The organism is Nesterenkonia pannonica (assembly GCF_019575955.1).
Taxonomy (GTDB): Bacteria; Actinomycetota; Actinomycetes; order Actinomycetales; family Micrococcaceae; genus Nesterenkonia; species Nesterenkonia pannonica.
Genome location: NZ_CP080575.1, coordinates 1,714,102 through 1,730,095, shown reverse-complemented (window position 1 = coordinate 1,730,095; position 15,994 = coordinate 1,714,102). Strand labels below are relative to the sequence as shown.

The 15,994-nt window shown below is 65.7% G+C and carries 12 protein-coding genes and 8 pseudogenes; 6 read left to right on the top strand and 14 right to left on the bottom strand.

The window, feature by feature from the left end:
• Nucleotides 1-46: 46 nt before the first annotated feature.
• The 3 genes and pseudogenes from K0H76_RS12385 to K0H76_RS12375 all read right to left on the bottom strand — a co-directional run bounded on the left by K0H76_RS12385 (nucleotide 47) and on the right by K0H76_RS12375 (nucleotide 1,820).
• Nucleotides 47-844, bottom strand: a pseudogene (locus K0H76_RS12385) (ROK family protein).
• Between the two features lie 88 nt (nucleotides 845-932).
• Nucleotides 933-1,473 (bottom strand): annotated as a pseudogene (locus K0H76_RS12380) (M24 family metallopeptidase).
• Nucleotides 1,474-1,640: 167 nt separating this feature from the next.
• Nucleotides 1,641-1,820 (bottom strand): hypothetical protein, encoded by a 180-nt coding sequence (locus K0H76_RS12375; protein WP_258933176.1) that lies wholly within the window; start codon nucleotides 1,818-1,820, stop codon nucleotides 1,641-1,643.
• Between the two features lie 70 nt (nucleotides 1,821-1,890).
• On the opposite strand from K0H76_RS12375, the gene K0H76_RS12370 reads away from it, so the two are divergent.
• A complete protein-coding gene (locus K0H76_RS12370) occupies nucleotides 1,891-2,067 on the top strand; it encodes an SPOR domain-containing protein (RefSeq protein ID WP_258933175.1) in 177 nt (58 codons plus the stop codon).
• Nucleotides 2,068-2,085: 18 nt separating this feature from the next.
• On the opposite strand, the pseudogene panB reads toward K0H76_RS12370, so the two are convergent.
• Nucleotides 2,086-2,867: pseudogene (panB, locus tag K0H76_RS12365) on the bottom strand (3-methyl-2-oxobutanoate hydroxymethyltransferase).
• A 170-nt stretch (nucleotides 2,868-3,037) separates the two neighbouring features.
• On the opposite strand from panB, the pseudogene glnA reads away from it, so the two are divergent.
• Nucleotides 3,038-4,376, top strand: a pseudogene (gene glnA / locus K0H76_RS12360) (type I glutamate--ammonia ligase).
• A gap of 25 nt (nucleotides 4,377-4,401) precedes the next feature.
• A pseudogene (locus tag K0H76_RS12355) lies at nucleotides 4,402-7,404 on the top strand (bifunctional [glutamine synthetase] adenylyltransferase/[glutamine synthetase]-adenylyl-L-tyrosine phosphorylase).
• Here K0H76_RS12355 and K0H76_RS12350 read toward each other — a convergent pair.
• From K0H76_RS12350 to K0H76_RS12320, 7 genes are all read right to left on the bottom strand, one after another.
• Nucleotides 7,389-8,399 carry an LLM class flavin-dependent oxidoreductase gene (locus K0H76_RS12350; protein WP_258935406.1) on the bottom strand — a complete coding sequence of 337 codons (1,011 nt, stop codon included), beginning with the start codon at nucleotides 8,397-8,399 and terminating at the stop codon, nucleotides 7,389-7,391. The pseudogene K0H76_RS12355 and the gene K0H76_RS12350 sit on opposite strands and share 16 nt — an antisense overlap.
• A gap of 83 nt (nucleotides 8,400-8,482) precedes the next feature.
• Nucleotides 8,483-8,905, bottom strand: a complete 423-nt coding sequence (locus K0H76_RS12345; RefSeq protein WP_258933174.1) for a hypothetical protein — start codon at nucleotides 8,903-8,905, stop codon at nucleotides 8,483-8,485.
• A gap of 114 nt (nucleotides 8,906-9,019) precedes the next feature.
• Nucleotides 9,020-9,526 carry a COX15/CtaA family protein gene (locus K0H76_RS12340; RefSeq protein ID WP_258933173.1) on the bottom strand — a complete coding sequence of 169 codons (507 nt, stop codon included), beginning with the start codon at nucleotides 9,524-9,526 and terminating at the stop codon, nucleotides 9,020-9,022.
• A 53-nt stretch (nucleotides 9,527-9,579) separates the two neighbouring features.
• Nucleotides 9,580-9,939, bottom strand: a complete 360-nt coding sequence (locus tag K0H76_RS12335) for a hypothetical protein (protein WP_258933172.1) — start codon at nucleotides 9,937-9,939, stop codon at nucleotides 9,580-9,582.
• Nucleotides 9,921-10,292, bottom strand: a complete 372-nt coding sequence (locus tag K0H76_RS12330; protein ID WP_258933171.1) for a hypothetical protein — start codon at nucleotides 10,290-10,292, stop codon at nucleotides 9,921-9,923. Before K0H76_RS12330 ends, K0H76_RS12335 begins: the two co-directional genes overlap by 19 nt.
• On the bottom strand, nucleotides 10,289-10,528 hold the full coding sequence (locus K0H76_RS12325) for a hypothetical protein (RefSeq protein ID WP_258933170.1): 240 nt from the start codon (nucleotides 10,526-10,528) through the stop codon (nucleotides 10,289-10,291). Before K0H76_RS12325 ends, K0H76_RS12330 begins: the two co-directional genes overlap by 4 nt.
• Nucleotides 10,504-11,304 carry an ABC transporter ATP-binding protein gene (locus tag K0H76_RS12320; protein ID WP_258933169.1) on the bottom strand — a complete coding sequence of 267 codons (801 nt, stop codon included), beginning with the start codon at nucleotides 11,302-11,304 and terminating at the stop codon, nucleotides 10,504-10,506. The genes K0H76_RS12325 and K0H76_RS12320 overlap by 25 nt, the downstream gene beginning before the upstream one ends.
• A gap of 279 nt (nucleotides 11,305-11,583) precedes the next feature.
• Here K0H76_RS12320 and leuA point away from each other — a divergent pair.
• The 3 pseudogenes from leuA (at nucleotide 11,584) to K0H76_RS12305 (ending at nucleotide 14,898) form a co-directional block, all read left to right on the top strand.
• Nucleotides 11,584-13,313, top strand: a pseudogene (gene leuA, locus K0H76_RS12315) (2-isopropylmalate synthase).
• Nucleotides 13,314-13,343: 30 nt separating this feature from the next.
• Nucleotides 13,344-14,089: pseudogene (gene recO / locus K0H76_RS12310) on the top strand (DNA repair protein RecO).
• Between the two features lie 23 nt (nucleotides 14,090-14,112).
• Nucleotides 14,113-14,898: pseudogene (locus K0H76_RS12305) on the top strand (isoprenyl transferase).
• 4 nt (nucleotides 14,899-14,902) lie between these two features.
• On the opposite strand, the gene K0H76_RS12300 reads toward K0H76_RS12305, so the two are convergent.
• The 3 genes from K0H76_RS12300 to K0H76_RS12290 form a co-directional block, all read right to left on the bottom strand.
• On the bottom strand, nucleotides 14,903-15,208 hold the full coding sequence (locus K0H76_RS12300) for a hypothetical protein (RefSeq protein ID WP_258933168.1): 306 nt from the start codon (nucleotides 15,206-15,208) through the stop codon (nucleotides 14,903-14,905).
• A 144-nt stretch (nucleotides 15,209-15,352) separates the two neighbouring features.
• On the bottom strand, nucleotides 15,353-15,781 hold the full coding sequence (locus tag K0H76_RS12295) for an alpha/beta fold hydrolase (RefSeq protein ID WP_258933167.1): 429 nt from the start codon (nucleotides 15,779-15,781) through the stop codon (nucleotides 15,353-15,355).
• Entirely contained in the window at nucleotides 15,774-15,989 is a 216-nt protein-coding gene (locus K0H76_RS12290; RefSeq protein ID WP_258933166.1) for a hypothetical protein, read from the bottom strand. Before K0H76_RS12290 ends, K0H76_RS12295 begins: the two co-directional genes overlap by 8 nt.
• Between the last annotated feature and the right edge of the window lie 5 nt (nucleotides 15,990-15,994).

Sequence of the window (15,994 nt, the reverse complement as noted above, 5' to 3'; positions counted from 1 at the left end):
TGCTGGATGCGGTCACCCAGTGTAGCGGAGACGCAGCTGTCAGCAGCTACTCGCGCAGCCCTGCCGCCTGAGCCTGTTCGGCTGCGAAGAGCGCAGCGCCGACGATCCCTGCGTTCTTCTGGAATTTGGCCACGGACACCTCGGCGCGCAGGCCCGTCACATAGGGGAGGAAGTCCTCAGCCCGAGTGGAGATGCCCCACCGATGATGAACTGAGACACCGGTTGGATGCGCCACAGGTGAGCAAGATATCGAGCCAGGCCCTTTCCGTACTCGTCCCACGGCTGTTGGTTCCTCTCCCGGGCACGTGCGGAGAACACCGTCTCTGCTACCACGCCGTCGAGCTCCACGTGTCCGAGCTCAGAATTCGGAACCAGCACACCGTCATGGATCAGGGCGGACCCCACCCCGGTGCCCAGCGTGATCATCATGATCGTGCCGCTCCTGCCGTCGCTTGCGCCGTAGCGGGCCTCCGCCAACCCAGCAGCGTCCGCATCGTTCAGGCACGCTGTTCTGCCGGGAAGCGCGCTCAGGAGCTGACCTGCGTCGCAGTCGATCCAGGACGGATCGATGTTCGCTGCCGAGAGGACGACGTTGTCGATCACAATGGCCGGGAACGTCACACCCACCGCGAGCTGCTCCTCCGCGGGGCACTCGGGGTGGGAGGCAAGCTTCTGCAGCACCCGGTCCACGGTGTCCCGCACGGCCTCAGGAGTAGCTTGGCTGGGGCGTGTCGAAGCGGACTCGCTTGCTGATGAGGTCTCCCGCCTCGAGGTCGACGATGCCGCCTTTGATCCCTGTGCCGCCGACGTCGACGCCGATGGCGCAGCGCGGGAGATCCCTCAGCGCGGCGCTCGCCGGGCCGAGGGCTTCAGCGGCCGGGGCGCCCCGGCAGGACGATTGACAGCAGCAGAGGTCATGGTCCCTCTTCTCCTCAGGCGTTCTCGGTGGGCAGGGTCAGGATCTCTGCGCCGTCTTCAGTGACAACCAGTGTGTGCTCAAATTGGGCAGTTCGGCGGCGATCGCGCGTCACTGCCGTCCACCCGTCCTCCCACAGCTCGAACTGACGGGTTCCCAGGGTGATCATCGGCTCGACTGTAAACACCATCCCGGGCTCGAGCGGCTGCGAGTAGTCGGGAGCCGCATCGTAGTGGGGATCACCAGCCCGGTGTGGAAGGCGGGGCCCACTCCGTGGCCGATGAACTCGCGCACCGAGCCGTAGCCGAACCGTCGAGCGTAGACCTCGATGGCCCGTCCGATCACATTGATGGGACGGCCGGGCTTGACCGCGCGGATGCCCGCATCATGGCCTCGTGCGACCGTTCCACGAGGAGCCGCGACTCCTCATCCACCTCGCCGACGGTGAACGTGACGTTGTGGTCGCCGTGCACACCGTCGAGGTAGGCGGTGATGTCCAGGTTCACGATGTCGCCGTCAGCCAGCACGGTCGAGTCGGGGATGCCGTGGCAGACCACTTCGTTGACAGAGGTGCAGATGGACTTGGGAAGCCGCGGTAGCCCAGGCAGGAGGGTATGCACCTCGCTGGGTCAGGAAGTCATGGGCGAACGCGTCCAGCTCGTCGGTGGTGACTCCTGGCTTGATGAGCTTCCCGGTCGCGACCATCGCGTCGGCGGCGAGCCTACTAAGCTGCTCGGATCCGTTCGATGGTGGCCTGATCGAAGGCGTCCGGCCCGGTGTAGCTCTCGGGAACCTGCTTTCCGACGTACTCCGGCTGTGGGATCTGCGGCGGCACCGATCGTCGGGGAGAGACTGTGCCTTTGGTCAGCGTGCCGACAGGGGCGGCGGAACCAGCTGGTGACATGCCTGACAGCCTATCTGCTCCAGCCTCCTGCATTCCCCTCGCGGAAGGGCGTAGGGCGTATCCTGAGCCCATGTCTGAGTACTGGTACAACGTGACCACAGGTGAGGTGGAGGAGGGGCGGAAGTCCAGCTGGAAGCACCTCATGGGGCCCTACTCCAGCCGGGAGGCCGCTGAGCAGGCGCTCGAGCAGGCTCGGGAGCGGTCCGAGAGCTACGACGAGATGCTCAAAGAGGAGCGAGAGGGCTAGCGGGCGGTCCCGGAGGCGTCAGAAGGAGTGCTCCGCGGCAGGGAACGCGCCCGACTCGACGTCTTCGCGATACTGGGCGACTGCCTGGTGAACGACCGCTCTCAGATCCGCGTACTGCTTCACGAACCGGGAACTCGTCCACCATTGAGCCCGAGCATGTCCTGCCACACCAGGACCTGTCCCGTCGTGGCGTTGCTTACTCCGATGCCGATCGTCGGGACGGCCAGCTGCCTCTCGGCCTCCGCGGCGACATCGGCGGGCACCATCTCCATCACGACGGCGAACGCCCCTGCCTCCTGCACGGCCAACGCATCATCGATGACCTTCTGCCCAGCCTCGCCGCGTCCCTGCACGCGGTAGCCCCATGGCGTGCTCTGACTGCGGGGTGAAGCCTACGTGGCCCATGACCGGGATGCCCGCGTCGACGATCGCCCTGACGGCTTCGGCCCTCTCAGCCCCACCTTCGAGCTTGACCGCGTGCACGCGGCCTCCTTCATGAAGCGAACGGACGTCTCCACAGCCTGCTGCGAAGAGATCTCATACGAGCCGAACGGAAGATCCACCACGACCAGCGGGCGCTGCACGGCGTTGGTCACTGACCGGGCGAACACCATCATGTCGTCCACCGTGATCGGCAGCGTCGTCCCCGACTTCATCATCACGTTGGCAGCCGAGTCTCCCACCAGGAGCACCTCCACCCCAGACTCCTCGAACGCTGAGGCGATGCTCCCGTCGTAGGCGGTCAGCATCGTGAACCTCTGCCCAGCCTCCTTGAGCTGGAGCAGGTGGTGCGTGCGAATGCGAGCGGGGCGATTCTTTCAGCGCTGCGCTGCCCCGTCTGAGGATCCGCAGGAGTCTTCTCCCCATGCAAAGGTGATTCGGAACTCATGGGTGCAACAGTACTGTGTCTCCGCATTTGGGTAGAGTGACGATCGATAGCACGAAACACCCAGCAGGGAGGCTTGAGCCAATGGATCGCCAGCAGGAGTTTGTACTGCGCACCATCGAGGAGCGCGATGTCCGGTTTGTGCGCCTCTGGTTCACCGACGTGGTCGGGTCCCTGAAGTCTGTGGCGCTGGCGCCTGCCGAAGTCGAAGGAGCCTTCAGCGAAGGACTGGGCTTCGACGGCTCCTCCATCGAGGGACTCTCACGCATCTCCGAGTCGGACATGCTCCTGAAGCCCGATCCCTCCAGCTTCCAGATCCTTCCTTGGCGGGGAGAGGACGAGCCCACGTCTCGTATGTTCTGCGACGTTCTGACGCCTGACGAAGAAGCTAAGCCGCGGGGATCCGCGACACGTGCTGAGGCGCCAGCTCGATGCCGCTGCGGAGATGGGGTTCACCTGCTACACCCACCCAGAAGTCGAGTTCTATCTGCTGGACTCGGACCGCCCTGACAGCAGCGGGAGCCTGCACCCCGCTGATCAGGTAAGCTACTTCGACCACCTGACCGGGTCTGTGTCCCAGGACCTGCGGCGCCATACCGTCAACATGCTCGAAGCAGTGGGCATCTCTGTGGAGTTCAGCCACAACGAGGTGGGGCCGGGCCAGCACGAGATCGACCTGCGCTACGCGGACGCTCTGACCATGGCCGACAACATGATGACGTTCCGCACCATCGTCAAGGAGGTGGCGCTCCAGCACGGCAAGTACGCCACGTTCATGCCGAAGCCGTTCAGCGATCATCCCGGTTCGGCGATGCATACTCACTTCAGCCTCTTCGAGGGCGACACCAACGCGTTCTACGCTGCGAACACCGAGTTCAACCTCTCTGCGACGGCGCGTCAGTTCATCGCCGGCGTTCTGACGCACGCCCCTGAGATCACCGCCGTGACCAATCAGTTCGTGAACTCATACAAGCGCCTGTGGGGAGGAGAAGCCCCCAGCCACGTCTCCTGGGGCCACAACAACCGCTCCGCACTGCTGCGCGTGCCGCTGTACAAGCCCAACAAGGGTGGCTCCGCACGGGTGGAGTTCCGAGGCATCGACAGCGCCGCGAACCCATACCTTGCCTATGCTGCGGTGATCGGCGCCTACCTGAGAGGCATCCGCGAGGGCTACGAGCTGCCCGACCCCACCAGCGAGGACGTCTGGTCGCTGACATCGGCCGAGCGCCGCGCCATGGACATCAAGCCTCTTCCCGGCACCCTGCACGAAGCCCTCCGTCAGATGGAGGACTCGGAGCTGGTCGCCGAGATTCTCGGTGAGCAGCTCTTCGAAATATTCCTCCGGAACAAACGCCAGGAGTGGGACGCCTACCGGGTCAACGTCTCGCCGTTCGAGGTGAGCAGCTACCTCGGCGCGGTCTGATACCGCGCGCAGAGAGGAGCCCGGCATGCAGGAGCAATCTGTTCGAAGACTGATCGCAGCAGGGTTCCAGGACACTGCCCGTGCCAAGAGGTTCCTGGCGGACAGCCAGCTGGAGGCCATCCCCACCGAGGATCTGGTTGAGCAGATGCGCTGCGCACCGGACCCCGATCAGGCGCTGCTGCTGCTGATCCGTCTCGCGGAACGGGCGCCGGAGGTTCTCGAGCTCTTCCGGAAAGGTCAGTCCGCAGCCCTTCCTATGCTCCGACTGCTGGGAGCGTCCCAGGCGCTCAGCGAGTTCCTCATCCGGCACCCCCAGCACGTCGATCTCCTCATCGAAGGCCCTCGCCCCTTCTCCGATGCGAGTGAGCATCGCGACCCCTCCGCCGAGGAGCTGCACGCACGATTGGCATCTGCCTGCACAGCGGAGCAGCCGGGGACCGCCCTGCGTGTGGCGTACCGCCGCGAGCTCACCCGACTCGCGCTCGAAGACCTCATCGCCGAAGACCCCGCTGAGTTCCAGCCCAGGGCTTCGCGTCAGCTCGCGGATCTGGTAGGCGCGGCAGTCGAGGTGGCCCTGCGCATTGCCCACGAAGAGCTCAGCAGACGCAGGCCGGAGGCCTCGGAGGTGGAGCTGGCCGTCATCGGCATGGGAAAATGCGGTGCTCGCGAACTGAACTACGTCTCCGACGTAGACGTCATCTTCGTGCACCGAGCGCCCGAGGGTATGGAGCACGACGTCGCCCAGACGCTCGCAGCCGACCTGGCGGTAGGCATATCGCGCATCATCGGCGCCAACTCGGGCGAGTAGGCGCTCTGGGAGGTCGACGCCAATCTCCGTCCTGAGGGCAAAGACGGCCCGCTGTCCCGAACCCTGGACTCTCACAAGGAGTATTACGCCCGCTGGGCTCACGGCTGGGAGTACCAGGCACTGCTCAAAGCGCGCCCCATCGCAGGCTCCGCCTCGCTGGGGAGGACTACATGGACGCCATCTGGCCGCTGGTGTGGGAGGCCTCCGCCCAGACAAACTTCGTCGAGAACGTCAAGCGATGAGGCGCCGAGTCTTCGAGAACATCTCCTCAGACCACGCGGCGCGGGAAATAAAACTTGGCCGGGGCGGGCTGCGGGACATCGAATTCACCGTCCAGCTCCTGCAGCTCGTCCATGGACGTGTCGATGCCTCCCTCAGAGTGCGGGACACAGTCTCGGCCATCGCGGCGCTGGAGACCGGGGAGTACGTTTCCAGCCATGACGCCGAGGAGATGTCTGCGGCCTATCGTCGGCTTCGCCTGTACGAGCACCGCATTCAGATGTCGAACATGCGCCGGACGCACCTGATGCCCGAGAAGGAGGCCGATCTGAGGGCCCTCGCCCATGCCGTCCGAGGCCCTCAGGAGACCCGGCGACGAGCCCCGGCGAACTGCTCGACGAATGGAAGGCCGTTGCGCGCGAGGTGACCGGCTTCCACGAACGCATCTTCTACCGCCCGCTGCTGTCGACCACGGCCGCACTGTCTGATGAAGACGTTCGGCTCTCGCCCGAGTCTGCTCAGGCCAGGCTCGCAGCCCTGGGGTACATGGATGCACCGGGCGCGGTGCGGCATATCCAGGCCCTGACGTCAGGAGTCAGCCGCAGGTCCAAGCTGCAGCGAAGGGTTCTGCCCGCCATGCTCGGGTGGCTGGCCGACGGCGTCGACCCCGACGCGGGGCTGCTGGCCTTCCGCCGGCTCTCCGACTCATTGGGCAGCAGCCCGTGGTACATGACGATGCTGCGGGACTCCTCGGTCGCCGCTGAGCGGCTGGCCGCCATTCTTTCGGGCTCACGCTTCATCTCGGACCTTCTGGAGCACTCGCCGGAGGCCGCCCGATGGCTCGGAGACGATGAGCGGCTCGCGCCGCGCAGCTTCGATGCGCTGTGGACCGAGGCCCAGCACTCGCTCGCTCGACACACAGAGCGCGAGGGCGGGGACCCCACTGCGGGGTCCGGCTCGTGCGTCTGATCCGCCAGCGAGAGGTTCTGCGGACCGCAATCGCTGACACCGTAGGTCTTCTCACTGCCGAGCAGGTGGGGCGTACCCTCTCCGATGCGGATCGCTTGGTCACCCTGGGCGCGCTGCGCGTTGCGGAGCAGGAGGTGTACGGCGAGTCCGGTCAGCAGATCGACTTCCTCGTGGTGGCCATGGGTCGCCAGGGCGGACAGGAGATCGGGTACGGGTCCGATATGGACGCTCTCTTCGTCCATCGCGCAAAGGAGGGTGTGGAGCCCTCCGGGGCTGCTAACCAGGCGAAGAAGCTGACCCAGCGGCTGACCGCGCTTCTGTCAGCGCCGGTGAAGCCACCCGTGAGGAGAGAGCCCGCTCCAGATCGATGCCGATCTCAGGCCCGAGGGTAAGCAGGGCCCACTGTCACGGTCCCTTGACTCCTATGCTGAGTACTACCGCCGCTGGATCGCGGTGTGGGAGCGTCAGGCTCTACTCAGGGCGCGTCCTATTGCCGGATGCCCTCAGCTGGCCGCTGATTTCGTCCGTGTCGCGGATGAGGTGCGCTACGGCACGGCGCCCACTGAGTCGGAGATCAGAGAGATCCGCCGGATCAAGGCCCGCGTGGAGGCAGAACGGCTGCCTCGGGGCGCGGACCCCAATCGTCACGTCAAATTGGGCAGGGGCGGCCTCTCAGACGTCGAATGGCTGGTCCAGCTGATGCAGCTCCAGCACGCTCACGAGCTTCCCCGGTTGCGCACATCATCCACGCTCCAGGGCTTGGACGCCCTCGTCGACGACCAGCTGCTCAGCCCGATCGACGCCAACACGTTGGCCGAAGCGTGGAAGCTGTGCACCCGGGTCCGTTCCGGGAACAAGGTGTGGGGTCTGCGAACGATCGACGTGCTGCCCAGTGCCCGGCGCGACCTTGAAGCGGTCTCGCGCTGGTGCGGGTTCGGGCCGGGACGCGCAGCCGACTTTGAGGAGCACTACCTGCGAAGCACTCGCCGAGCTCGAGCAGTCTTCGAGCGGCTCTTCTACGCGACCGAGTAGGTAGGCGTCTCAGGCTGGTCCGGCGCGGGCTCAGAGGGAGCGAGCAGGTCGAGAGTGCGGTGCTGGGCGTCCTCCTCCGGGGCAAGGTTGACGAGCATCAGCTCGTCCGCCTCAACGCGGTCGCCGAATGCGTCCAACCACGCCACGACGTCATCCCGAGTGCCTGCTGCGGTCTCCTTGAGCATGCCCAGGACCTGCTGGCCCGCCGGATGGTCGCGCAGCGCCTCGACATCCTGCGCCGTCAGCTCACGGTTCCTGCCAAGCATGGCCTTGATCCACCCGTTCTGCGCGGCTCGCAGCTGATCTGCGGCCTCCTGCTCCGTATCGGCTGCGATGACATTGGCAGCGGCCATGAAGTGCGGCTCGGCGCCCGGGCCTGCGAGCGAGTGTGCGGCATCGAAGTTCTGCCGGTACGTCTGCGCTGCCTGGTCCAGCATCTGGGGTGCGAAATGCGAGGCGAATGCGTACGGAAGGCCGAGCTGCGCAGCCAGCTGGGCGCCGTACAGCGATGAGCCGAGGATCCACAGCGGCACATCGGTCCGCCAGCCCGGGTAGGCATTGACGCCCTTCACCCGGGACCTTCCGGTGAGATATCCGGAGAGCTCCACCACGTCGGAGCTGAACCGGTCGGATTCAGTGCCGTCACGGCGCAGCGCGTGCATGGTGGCTCCGTCGGTGCCCGGGGCTCGTCCCAGCCCAAGGTCGATGCGGTCTGGGTAGAGCTCAGCGAGTGTGCCGAACTGCTCTGCGATGACCAGGGGCGAGTGGTTGGGGAGCATAATTCCTCCCGCACCGACGCGAACGCTTCGAGTGTTCGCCGCGATGTGCTGAATCAGCAGGGAGGTGGCCGATGAGGCTACGTGAGGCATGTTGTGGTGCTCCGCGAACCATATGCGCGTGTATCCGCGGCTGTCTGCTGTCTGGGCCAGGCGCAGAGATCGGGCGATGCCCTCGCCGATCGTTTCCTCGTCAGTGACTTTGGCGAGGTCGAGCAGCGAGCGGGCGTTGTGCTGAAGTCATATGGAGGCCAACAGGATGGAGCCCGATGCCATTCCGCCCCGAGTGGGCCGAGCGCCTGTCAGTTCAGTGCCGGTTCGGCCGCGGCCGTCCGTGGGGCCGTCAGATCGCCGAGTCCTCGGGTTCGGTACCGCGCCAGTGTTCGATCCCATACGTTTGCGGCTGCGACCATCGTCAGAGCGGACCCCAGCATGTGCACCCAGACGAGCTGAACGGGAAGTCCCGTGAAATGCTGCCAGTAGCCGACCGCTCCCTGGAGCACGATGACGGTGAGAAGGAACCAGGCGGCGCGTCGCTGAGCGGAGGAGGCGTCTGCCCGTATGGTGCGCACGAGAAGCAGCGCGGCAGCCGCGCACAGAATATACACCGGCACCACATGCAGCTGGGTGACGAGCTGCGGGTCGAAGTCGTGGCGGGGGAGCCGGGGTCGCCCGCGTGAGGCCCTGTGCCCGTGACGATGGTGCCCAGCACGACGGCCGCCCACGCCGCCCCAGGATGGTCCAGGCGGTCGCCCGCGCGATTCGGTCGGCGGCACCGTAGGCAAGGGGCACATCTGCGCGCCCGCCTGAGCGGAGCTCAAGCCGCACCCGGCTGAGGATCAGGTGGCGACCATGACCAGGCCTGCCGAGACGATGAAGTGCAGCGCCACGACCCAGGGGTTGAGGTTGGTCCAGACGGTGATGCCGCCGATGATGGCCTGGATCGGTATGCCTGCCACGATGATCGCCGACATCACAGTCAGCGGCCTGTGCGTGCGGCGCAGCCTGATGACGGAGAGCAGCATGGCGGCGGCGATGATCACCAGCACGTAGGTGAGCAGCCTATTGCCGAATTCGATCGCCCCGTGGATTCCCATCTCCGGAGTGGACACGAGGGAGTCTTCGGTGCACAGGGGCCACTCAGGGCAGCCCAGCCCGGAGTCGGTGAGCCTCACCGCGCCGCCCGTGAGGATGATGCCGATGTTGGCGATCAGGGACGCCCACGCGAACCACAGGGTCCATCGGGTGATCTCCTGGGAAGCCAGCGCACTAGGGGCGAGAGCGTCGCTGCGATGCGTCTCCGCATCGTGCGGAAGGGCAGGGTCAGGGTCTCCACGGTGAATCACCTATCTCCACTGGAACCAGCGTCGGGCGGCCAGCACGGCAAGGATAGCCCAGCCTAAGCCAGGATCAGAAGCGGGATGACGGCAAGCTCGCCGCTGATGCTCGCCGCGCGCAGCAGCTCGCCGAGCGAGGCAGAGGGGATGAGAAGCAGGGCCGCGCCCAGGCCGTCATGGCTGAGCGGAAATACGCTTCCATAAGCAGCGCCCATCACAACCCACGCAACGTTCGTCAGCGCGAGTTGCTTCCGCGCGCACCGTTCCGCGATCAGCAGTCCCAGCGCCGTGAACGCCGCGGCCCCACCACCACGGCAGGCAGCATCCAAAGAACTCCGACCGGATCGGGGCTCCAGCCGAGCACGATGCCAAGCGGTGCCCAGTACGATCAGCTGCACCGCAATCACGGCGAGGACCGCCACGGCTTTGCCGAGAATGAGCCCAGTGGGCCCCAGCGGCGTGGTCGACATGTATGCCAGCACGCCGTACTGGCGTTCGAACCCTGCGGCGATTCCTGCCCGGTGAAGCCCGTCGCCATGACGGCAAGGGCGATGACCCCTGGGGTGAGCACGTCGATCGAAGGGATCGAGTCGCTAACCACGAGATCGAGACGATGAACGCCGATGAGGACCATGAGAGGTAGAAGCAGACTGACAAGCAGCTGCTCGCCGTTGCGGAGCACATTGCGCGTCTCGTACAGCCCCTGCGCCAAGACCCGAACGTGCGCCGAAGCCGGGGCGGGAGCACTCGACTCATGGGGCGGCTCGACGGTCATGGGGTGCTCACCTCCCAGAACACGTCCTCCAGAGTGCGTGCTTCGAAGCTGATCTCTGTGGGCATGAGCGCGATCTGCTCCCACCAAGCGGTGACGGCTGCCAGTTCGCTCGGGGATGAGATGCCGTAGACGGCCCACTTCGCGCCTGCCTTGTTGGAGGCGTCGCCGTCGAGCGCGGCCGGAAATGGTGCGCGCGCCAACTCCGAGGAGGTCAGGATCCGAGGCGAGGCGAACACCAGCTTGCGGGCGGGCGAGCGGCTCGAGAGCTCGTCACGCTGTTCCAGCGGGGAAGATTGCGCCTCTCGGCCGGGGCGTCGTCGCCGGTCAGTTCAGCCACGGTGCCATGGCGGACCACGGCGCCGTCCTTGAGGATGAAGACAGAGTCCGCCAGGCGCTGTGCCTCTTCGAGCAGGTGGGTGGTCAGCACAATCCCCACACCGCGAGCGCGCAGATGCTCAATGAGGTCGAAGACCAGGTGGCGAGACTGAGGGTCGAGCCCCGCCGAAGGCTCATCCAGGAACACGACCTCGGGCTGGCCGATCAGCGCGGCCGCCATAGCTGTGCGCTGCCGCTGTCCGCCGGAGAGCCGACGGATGCTTCGGTCCAGGAACCCGCCGAGATCGAGTAAGCGGGTCAGATCCTCCAGCGGCCAGGCGGAGCGATGCAGCTTCGCGACATGCGTCAGAAGAGTCCGCGGCTTCACGGACTGCGGCAGCCCTCCGTCCTGAAGCATCACCCCGACGCGGGAGCGCAGCTGCGCGCTTGCCCGATAGGGATCCTCGCCCAGAAGTCTCACGGTGCCCGCCGAAGGCCGCACCAGCCCCTGAGCTATGCCCATCGTCGTGGTCTTCCCGGCCCCATTGGGCCCGATGATGACCGTCACCTCGCCCCGCCGCGCCGCCAGGTCGACGCCCGAGAGGATCTCCTTGACGCCCGAGCCCGCGCGTGCAGAGCCGACGGCATAGCGTACGTCGCTCAGAGCGAGGCAGGGCGCGGAGACGGCAGAAGGCATCGCCATATTCTACGACTTCCCTCGCTTTTCTACATGTCGTAGAACACGCATGGCCAGGTTCACATTTTGGACGGCTCTCAATGGGGTGTGGCGGCCGGGTGCTCCGTGTTAGCTTCAACACTATGCAGACGCATCGTGGACTACAGCTACTGCTTCTTCGCCGCAGCGGGTAGCGAAGGTGCAGCGCCGAGAGCGCACACTGATGGCCGAGTCCCTGCTGCGGAGTACGGCATGACCTTGGCCGACCGTCAAGCCGCACCGAAGCGAGAAGGAACCCCCATGCGCCAGCTGCAGAAGCCCTCCCAGATGCCCTATCAGCGATATGAGCCTTTCCACGATCAGATCACGGTCTCGCTCCCCGATCGGACCTGGCCCGACAAAATCATCACCCAAGCCCCTCGGTGGTGCGCTGTGGACCTTCGTGACGGCAATCAGGCACTGATCGACCCTATGAGCCCCGACCGGAAGCATCGCATGTTCGATCTGCTGGTCTCCATGGGCTACAAGGAGATCGAAGTAGGGTTCCCCGCCGCCTCTCAGACCGACTTCGACTTCGTCCGTCAGCTCGTCGAGCAGGACAAGATCCCCGACGACGTATACATCCAGGTGCTGACCCAGGCCCGCGAGCACCTCATCGAGCGGACGTTCGAGGCAATCGACAGGGCGCCCCAGGCCATCGTGCACCTGTACAACTCCACATCGATCGTGCAGAGGGAAGTGGTCTTCAAGAAGGACCGTGCTTAGGCATCGTCGACATCGCCGCGCAGGAGCGCGACTCTGCCGGAAGTTCGAAGAGAACCTCACCCACGATACCGAGATCAGGTACCAGTACAGTCCTGAGTCGTTCACCGGCACCGAGCTCGACTTCGCTGCGCACATCTCGAACGAAGTTCTCGGCATCCTCGGAGCCACCCCGGACAAGCCGGTCATCGTGAACCTGCCCGCCACCGTCGAGATGGCCACCCCAACGTGTACGCCGACTCCATCGAGTGGATGCACCGGAACCTCACCCCGCGTGACTCCGTCATTCTGTCGCTGCACCCCCACAACGATCGCGGCACCGCAGTCGCCGCCGCTGAGCTGGGCTATATGGCGGGCGCGGACCGCATCGAAGGATGCCTCTTCGGCAACGGGAGCGGACCGGCAACGTGGACCTCGTCACGCTCGGAATGAACCTGTTCAGCCAAGGCGTGGACCCGCAGATCGACTTCGCCCAGATGGACGAGATCAAGCGCACCGCCGAATACTGCAACCAGATGCGAGTCCCGGAGCGTTCACCGTGGGCGGGAGACCTCGTCTTCACGGCTTTCTCAGGCTCGCACCAGGATGCGATCAACAAGGGATTCGCTCATATGGATGCCCGTGCTGAGGCCGAGGGCAAGGACCGAAGCGCGCTCACCTGGGCCGTGCCGTACCTTCCCATCGACCCCAAGGACATCGGCCGAAGCTACGAGGCCGTCATTCGGGTCAACTCTCAGTCGGGCAAGGGCGGCGTCGCATACGTCCTGAAGACCGAGCGGGGCATCGATCTTCCGCGCCGCACCCAGGTCGAATTCTCCGGCGTGATCCAGAAACGGGCGGACACGGGCGGGGAGAGGTCTCACCCGCCGAGATCTGGCGAATGTTCCAGGACGAATACCTGCCTGCAGGAGCGGAGGGCAACCAGTGGGGCGCTACCGCCTTGGAACTGTCGGACCTCCTCGAACGCAGGCGGGGACTTCAGCATGGACGTCGAGCTGATCGTCGACGGGTCTGCGCGCTCTGAGCAGGCGCAGGGCAACGGACCCATCTCGGCCCTGCTTCACGTCCTCCAGCGCGACGGCATCGATGTGAGGCTTCTCGACTATACGGAGCACGCAATGAGCGCCTCAGGGGACGCTCAGGCAGCCAGCTTCGTGGAGCTCGCCGTGGGAGACCGCGTCCTGTGGGGCGTCGGGCTGGACCATGACACCACCCTGGCCAGCCTCCAGGCAGTCATCAGCGGTGTGAACAGAGCGATGCGCGAATAGCCGCGCCGGTTCCAGGCGTACGCTGGAGCGGTGGCAGGAAGCACCTTCTCATCGCGCAGCTACCGGGACGTGGCCCTGGTGCTGCGCACCCACAAGCTGGGGAGGCGGACCGCATCATCACGTGTCTGACCGCCTCCCACGGACTGGTGCGCGGAGTAGCAAAGGGTGTTCGACGCACGACGTCCAAATTCGGCGCCACCCTGGAGCCGTTCATGGTGGCCGATGTTCAGTTCATCCACGGACGAAGCCTGGACATCATCTCTCAGGCGCAGGGCCGCTTCGCCTACGGTCCGCTGATCGCTGCTGACTTCGACGCCTATACAGCGGCCTCAGCTATGGCTGAGGCCGCTGAGCGTCTGGCCGAGCATGAGACCGAAGCGCGGCGTCAGCAGTTCGAGCTGCTGCACGGGGCATACGGTGCGCTGTCCCGCGGAGACCACCCCGCTGATCTCATTATGAGCTCCTACCTGCTCCGGGCACTCTCGAGCGCAGGGTGGCGCGTGACATGGTCCGCCTGCGTGGCCTGCGGCCGACCGGGTGCCCACAGCGGCTTCCACGCGCCCACAGGCGGCCCGGTGTGCGCAGACTGCAGGCCTCCGGGCACCCGGAGCCTCAGTGCAGGAGCTCCCCAGCTGCTCGAGGCGCTGCAGCAGGGGCGGTGGGAGGAGGTCGGACAGTCTCCGCTGGCTCTGAGGCACGAAGCGGTGGGCACCGTCGTCGACTATGCCCAGCATCATCTGGAACGTCGCTTCGCCAGCTTGAGGGCACTCGTGTGACCCGCCTGGCAGAATGATCGCCGATGGCATCGAAGCATAAGTACGAAGACCCGTGGCCGCACCCGGACGGCGCGACTGCCCGCAGCTGCCGGCGGCGCTGGTGCCGAGGCACGTCGCAGTCGTCATGGACGGCAACGGCCGCTGGGCCAACCAGAGAGGCCTTCCGCGCACCGAAGGCCACCGTGCCGGTGAGCATGCGCTGATGGAAGTGATGGCTGGCGCTGTCGAATCCGGTGTCAGCCACGTCAGCGTGTACGGGTTCTCCACCGAGAACTGGAAGCGTTCCCCGGATGAGATCCGATTCATCATGGGCTACTCCAAAGAGGTGCTGCGTCGGCAGCGCGACGTGCTGCACGCCTGGGGCGTTCGCATCCGTTGGTCGGGCGTCGTCCGAAGCTCTGGCGGTCCGTCATCCGGGAGCTTGAAGCTGCCGAGGAGCTGACCCAGGACAACACGCGAGCCACCCTGACCATGTGTGTGAACTACGGCGGGCGCGCCGAGATTGCCGACGCAGTGCAGAGGATCGCTCAGAAGGCAGCGACTGGGGAGCTGGACCCCAGGAGGGTCCGAGAGTCAACGGTGGCTGCGCATCTCGACGAACCCGACATGCCCGACGTGGACCTGTTTCTGCGGTCCTCGGGGAGCAGCGCATCAGCAATTTCCTTCTGTGGCAGTCTGCCTATGCAGAAATGGTGTTCCTGGACACCCTGTGGCCGGATGTGGACCGCACTACGCTGTGGGAGGCCATGAAAATATATGCCCGGCGCGACCGGCGCTACGGCGGTGCCGTCGACAGCGTGGCTGGCTGAACGCTCAGCTGCGCTGCGCCGGTGCGTATGCCTTCAGCCACCGCTGCACCTGGTCGAAGGCCTGCGTGCGCACCGGCTCAGCGGATGCGAACACATCGTGCATCGCACCCGGCACGCGCGCTACGGTCACCAGATGTCCCAGCCGCACCGCGCGGCGAGCCAGAAGCTCGACGTCGAGCACGCCGTCGTTCTCCTGGTACTCCGGTGTCCACTGCCTGCGATAGACGGTGTAGAGCGGACAGAAGCACCAGCACGGGAATGCTGAGGTCCAGCCCCTCGTAGACCCGCCGGTGGCCCGTCGTGACAGCACGCATCCAGTAAGCCGTCATCGGGAAGGACTTCCGGGGACGCCATGCAGGGTGGAGGTCCCACTCGCCGTGAGCCTCGACGCTCAGCGACTCCCAATAGTTCTCCAAGCGCGGCACGCGAAGCGCCGCCGTCGGATTGATGTGGCTCAGGGAGACACGAGCCCGTCAACAGCTGCTCGTGCCGGCAGGTCGCCGGGGACCTCCAGCCATGGTGCGTTGAGCACCAGCGCCCCCGCCGCGTCAGGGTGCTCCTGGGCCCACAGTGCCGCGACCAGCCCTCCGGTCGAGTGTGCATGGATGATGGGAGCAGGTGCCTGCGGATTCTCCTGACCGATGATTCTGACGGCTTCATTGATTTCGGCGTAGTAGTGGGTGAGGTCCTCTACGTAGCCCGGCGATTGGGAGGCTCGGAGGCTGCGGCCGTACTTGCGCAGGTCCAGGGCGTAGAACTGGTGTCCCGCATGAGCCCAGGAGCGCGCCATGGGGAGGTTGTAGAAATAGTCGGTCCATCCATGCAGGTGCAGCACAGGCGCCCGGTGCTGGGTCTCAGGGCGATCAGGGCGAGGCTCATCCATGCGCACCAGCGTTGCGCTGAGGGGCCCTCGTTGTCGGCGCCCAGGGGATTGTGCGCCTGACGCAGCCCGCAAGCACATCCGAGACCCACGCACCCTCCGGTCCTTCCTCGAGCAGCTCTGCCCGATCAGTCTCAAAAGCGCGGCCTGTTCTGTGCTGGGCGGGGACGGGGTAGAGGGCAGGGGCATCGGCGGAGACCTCAGATGACATGCCGA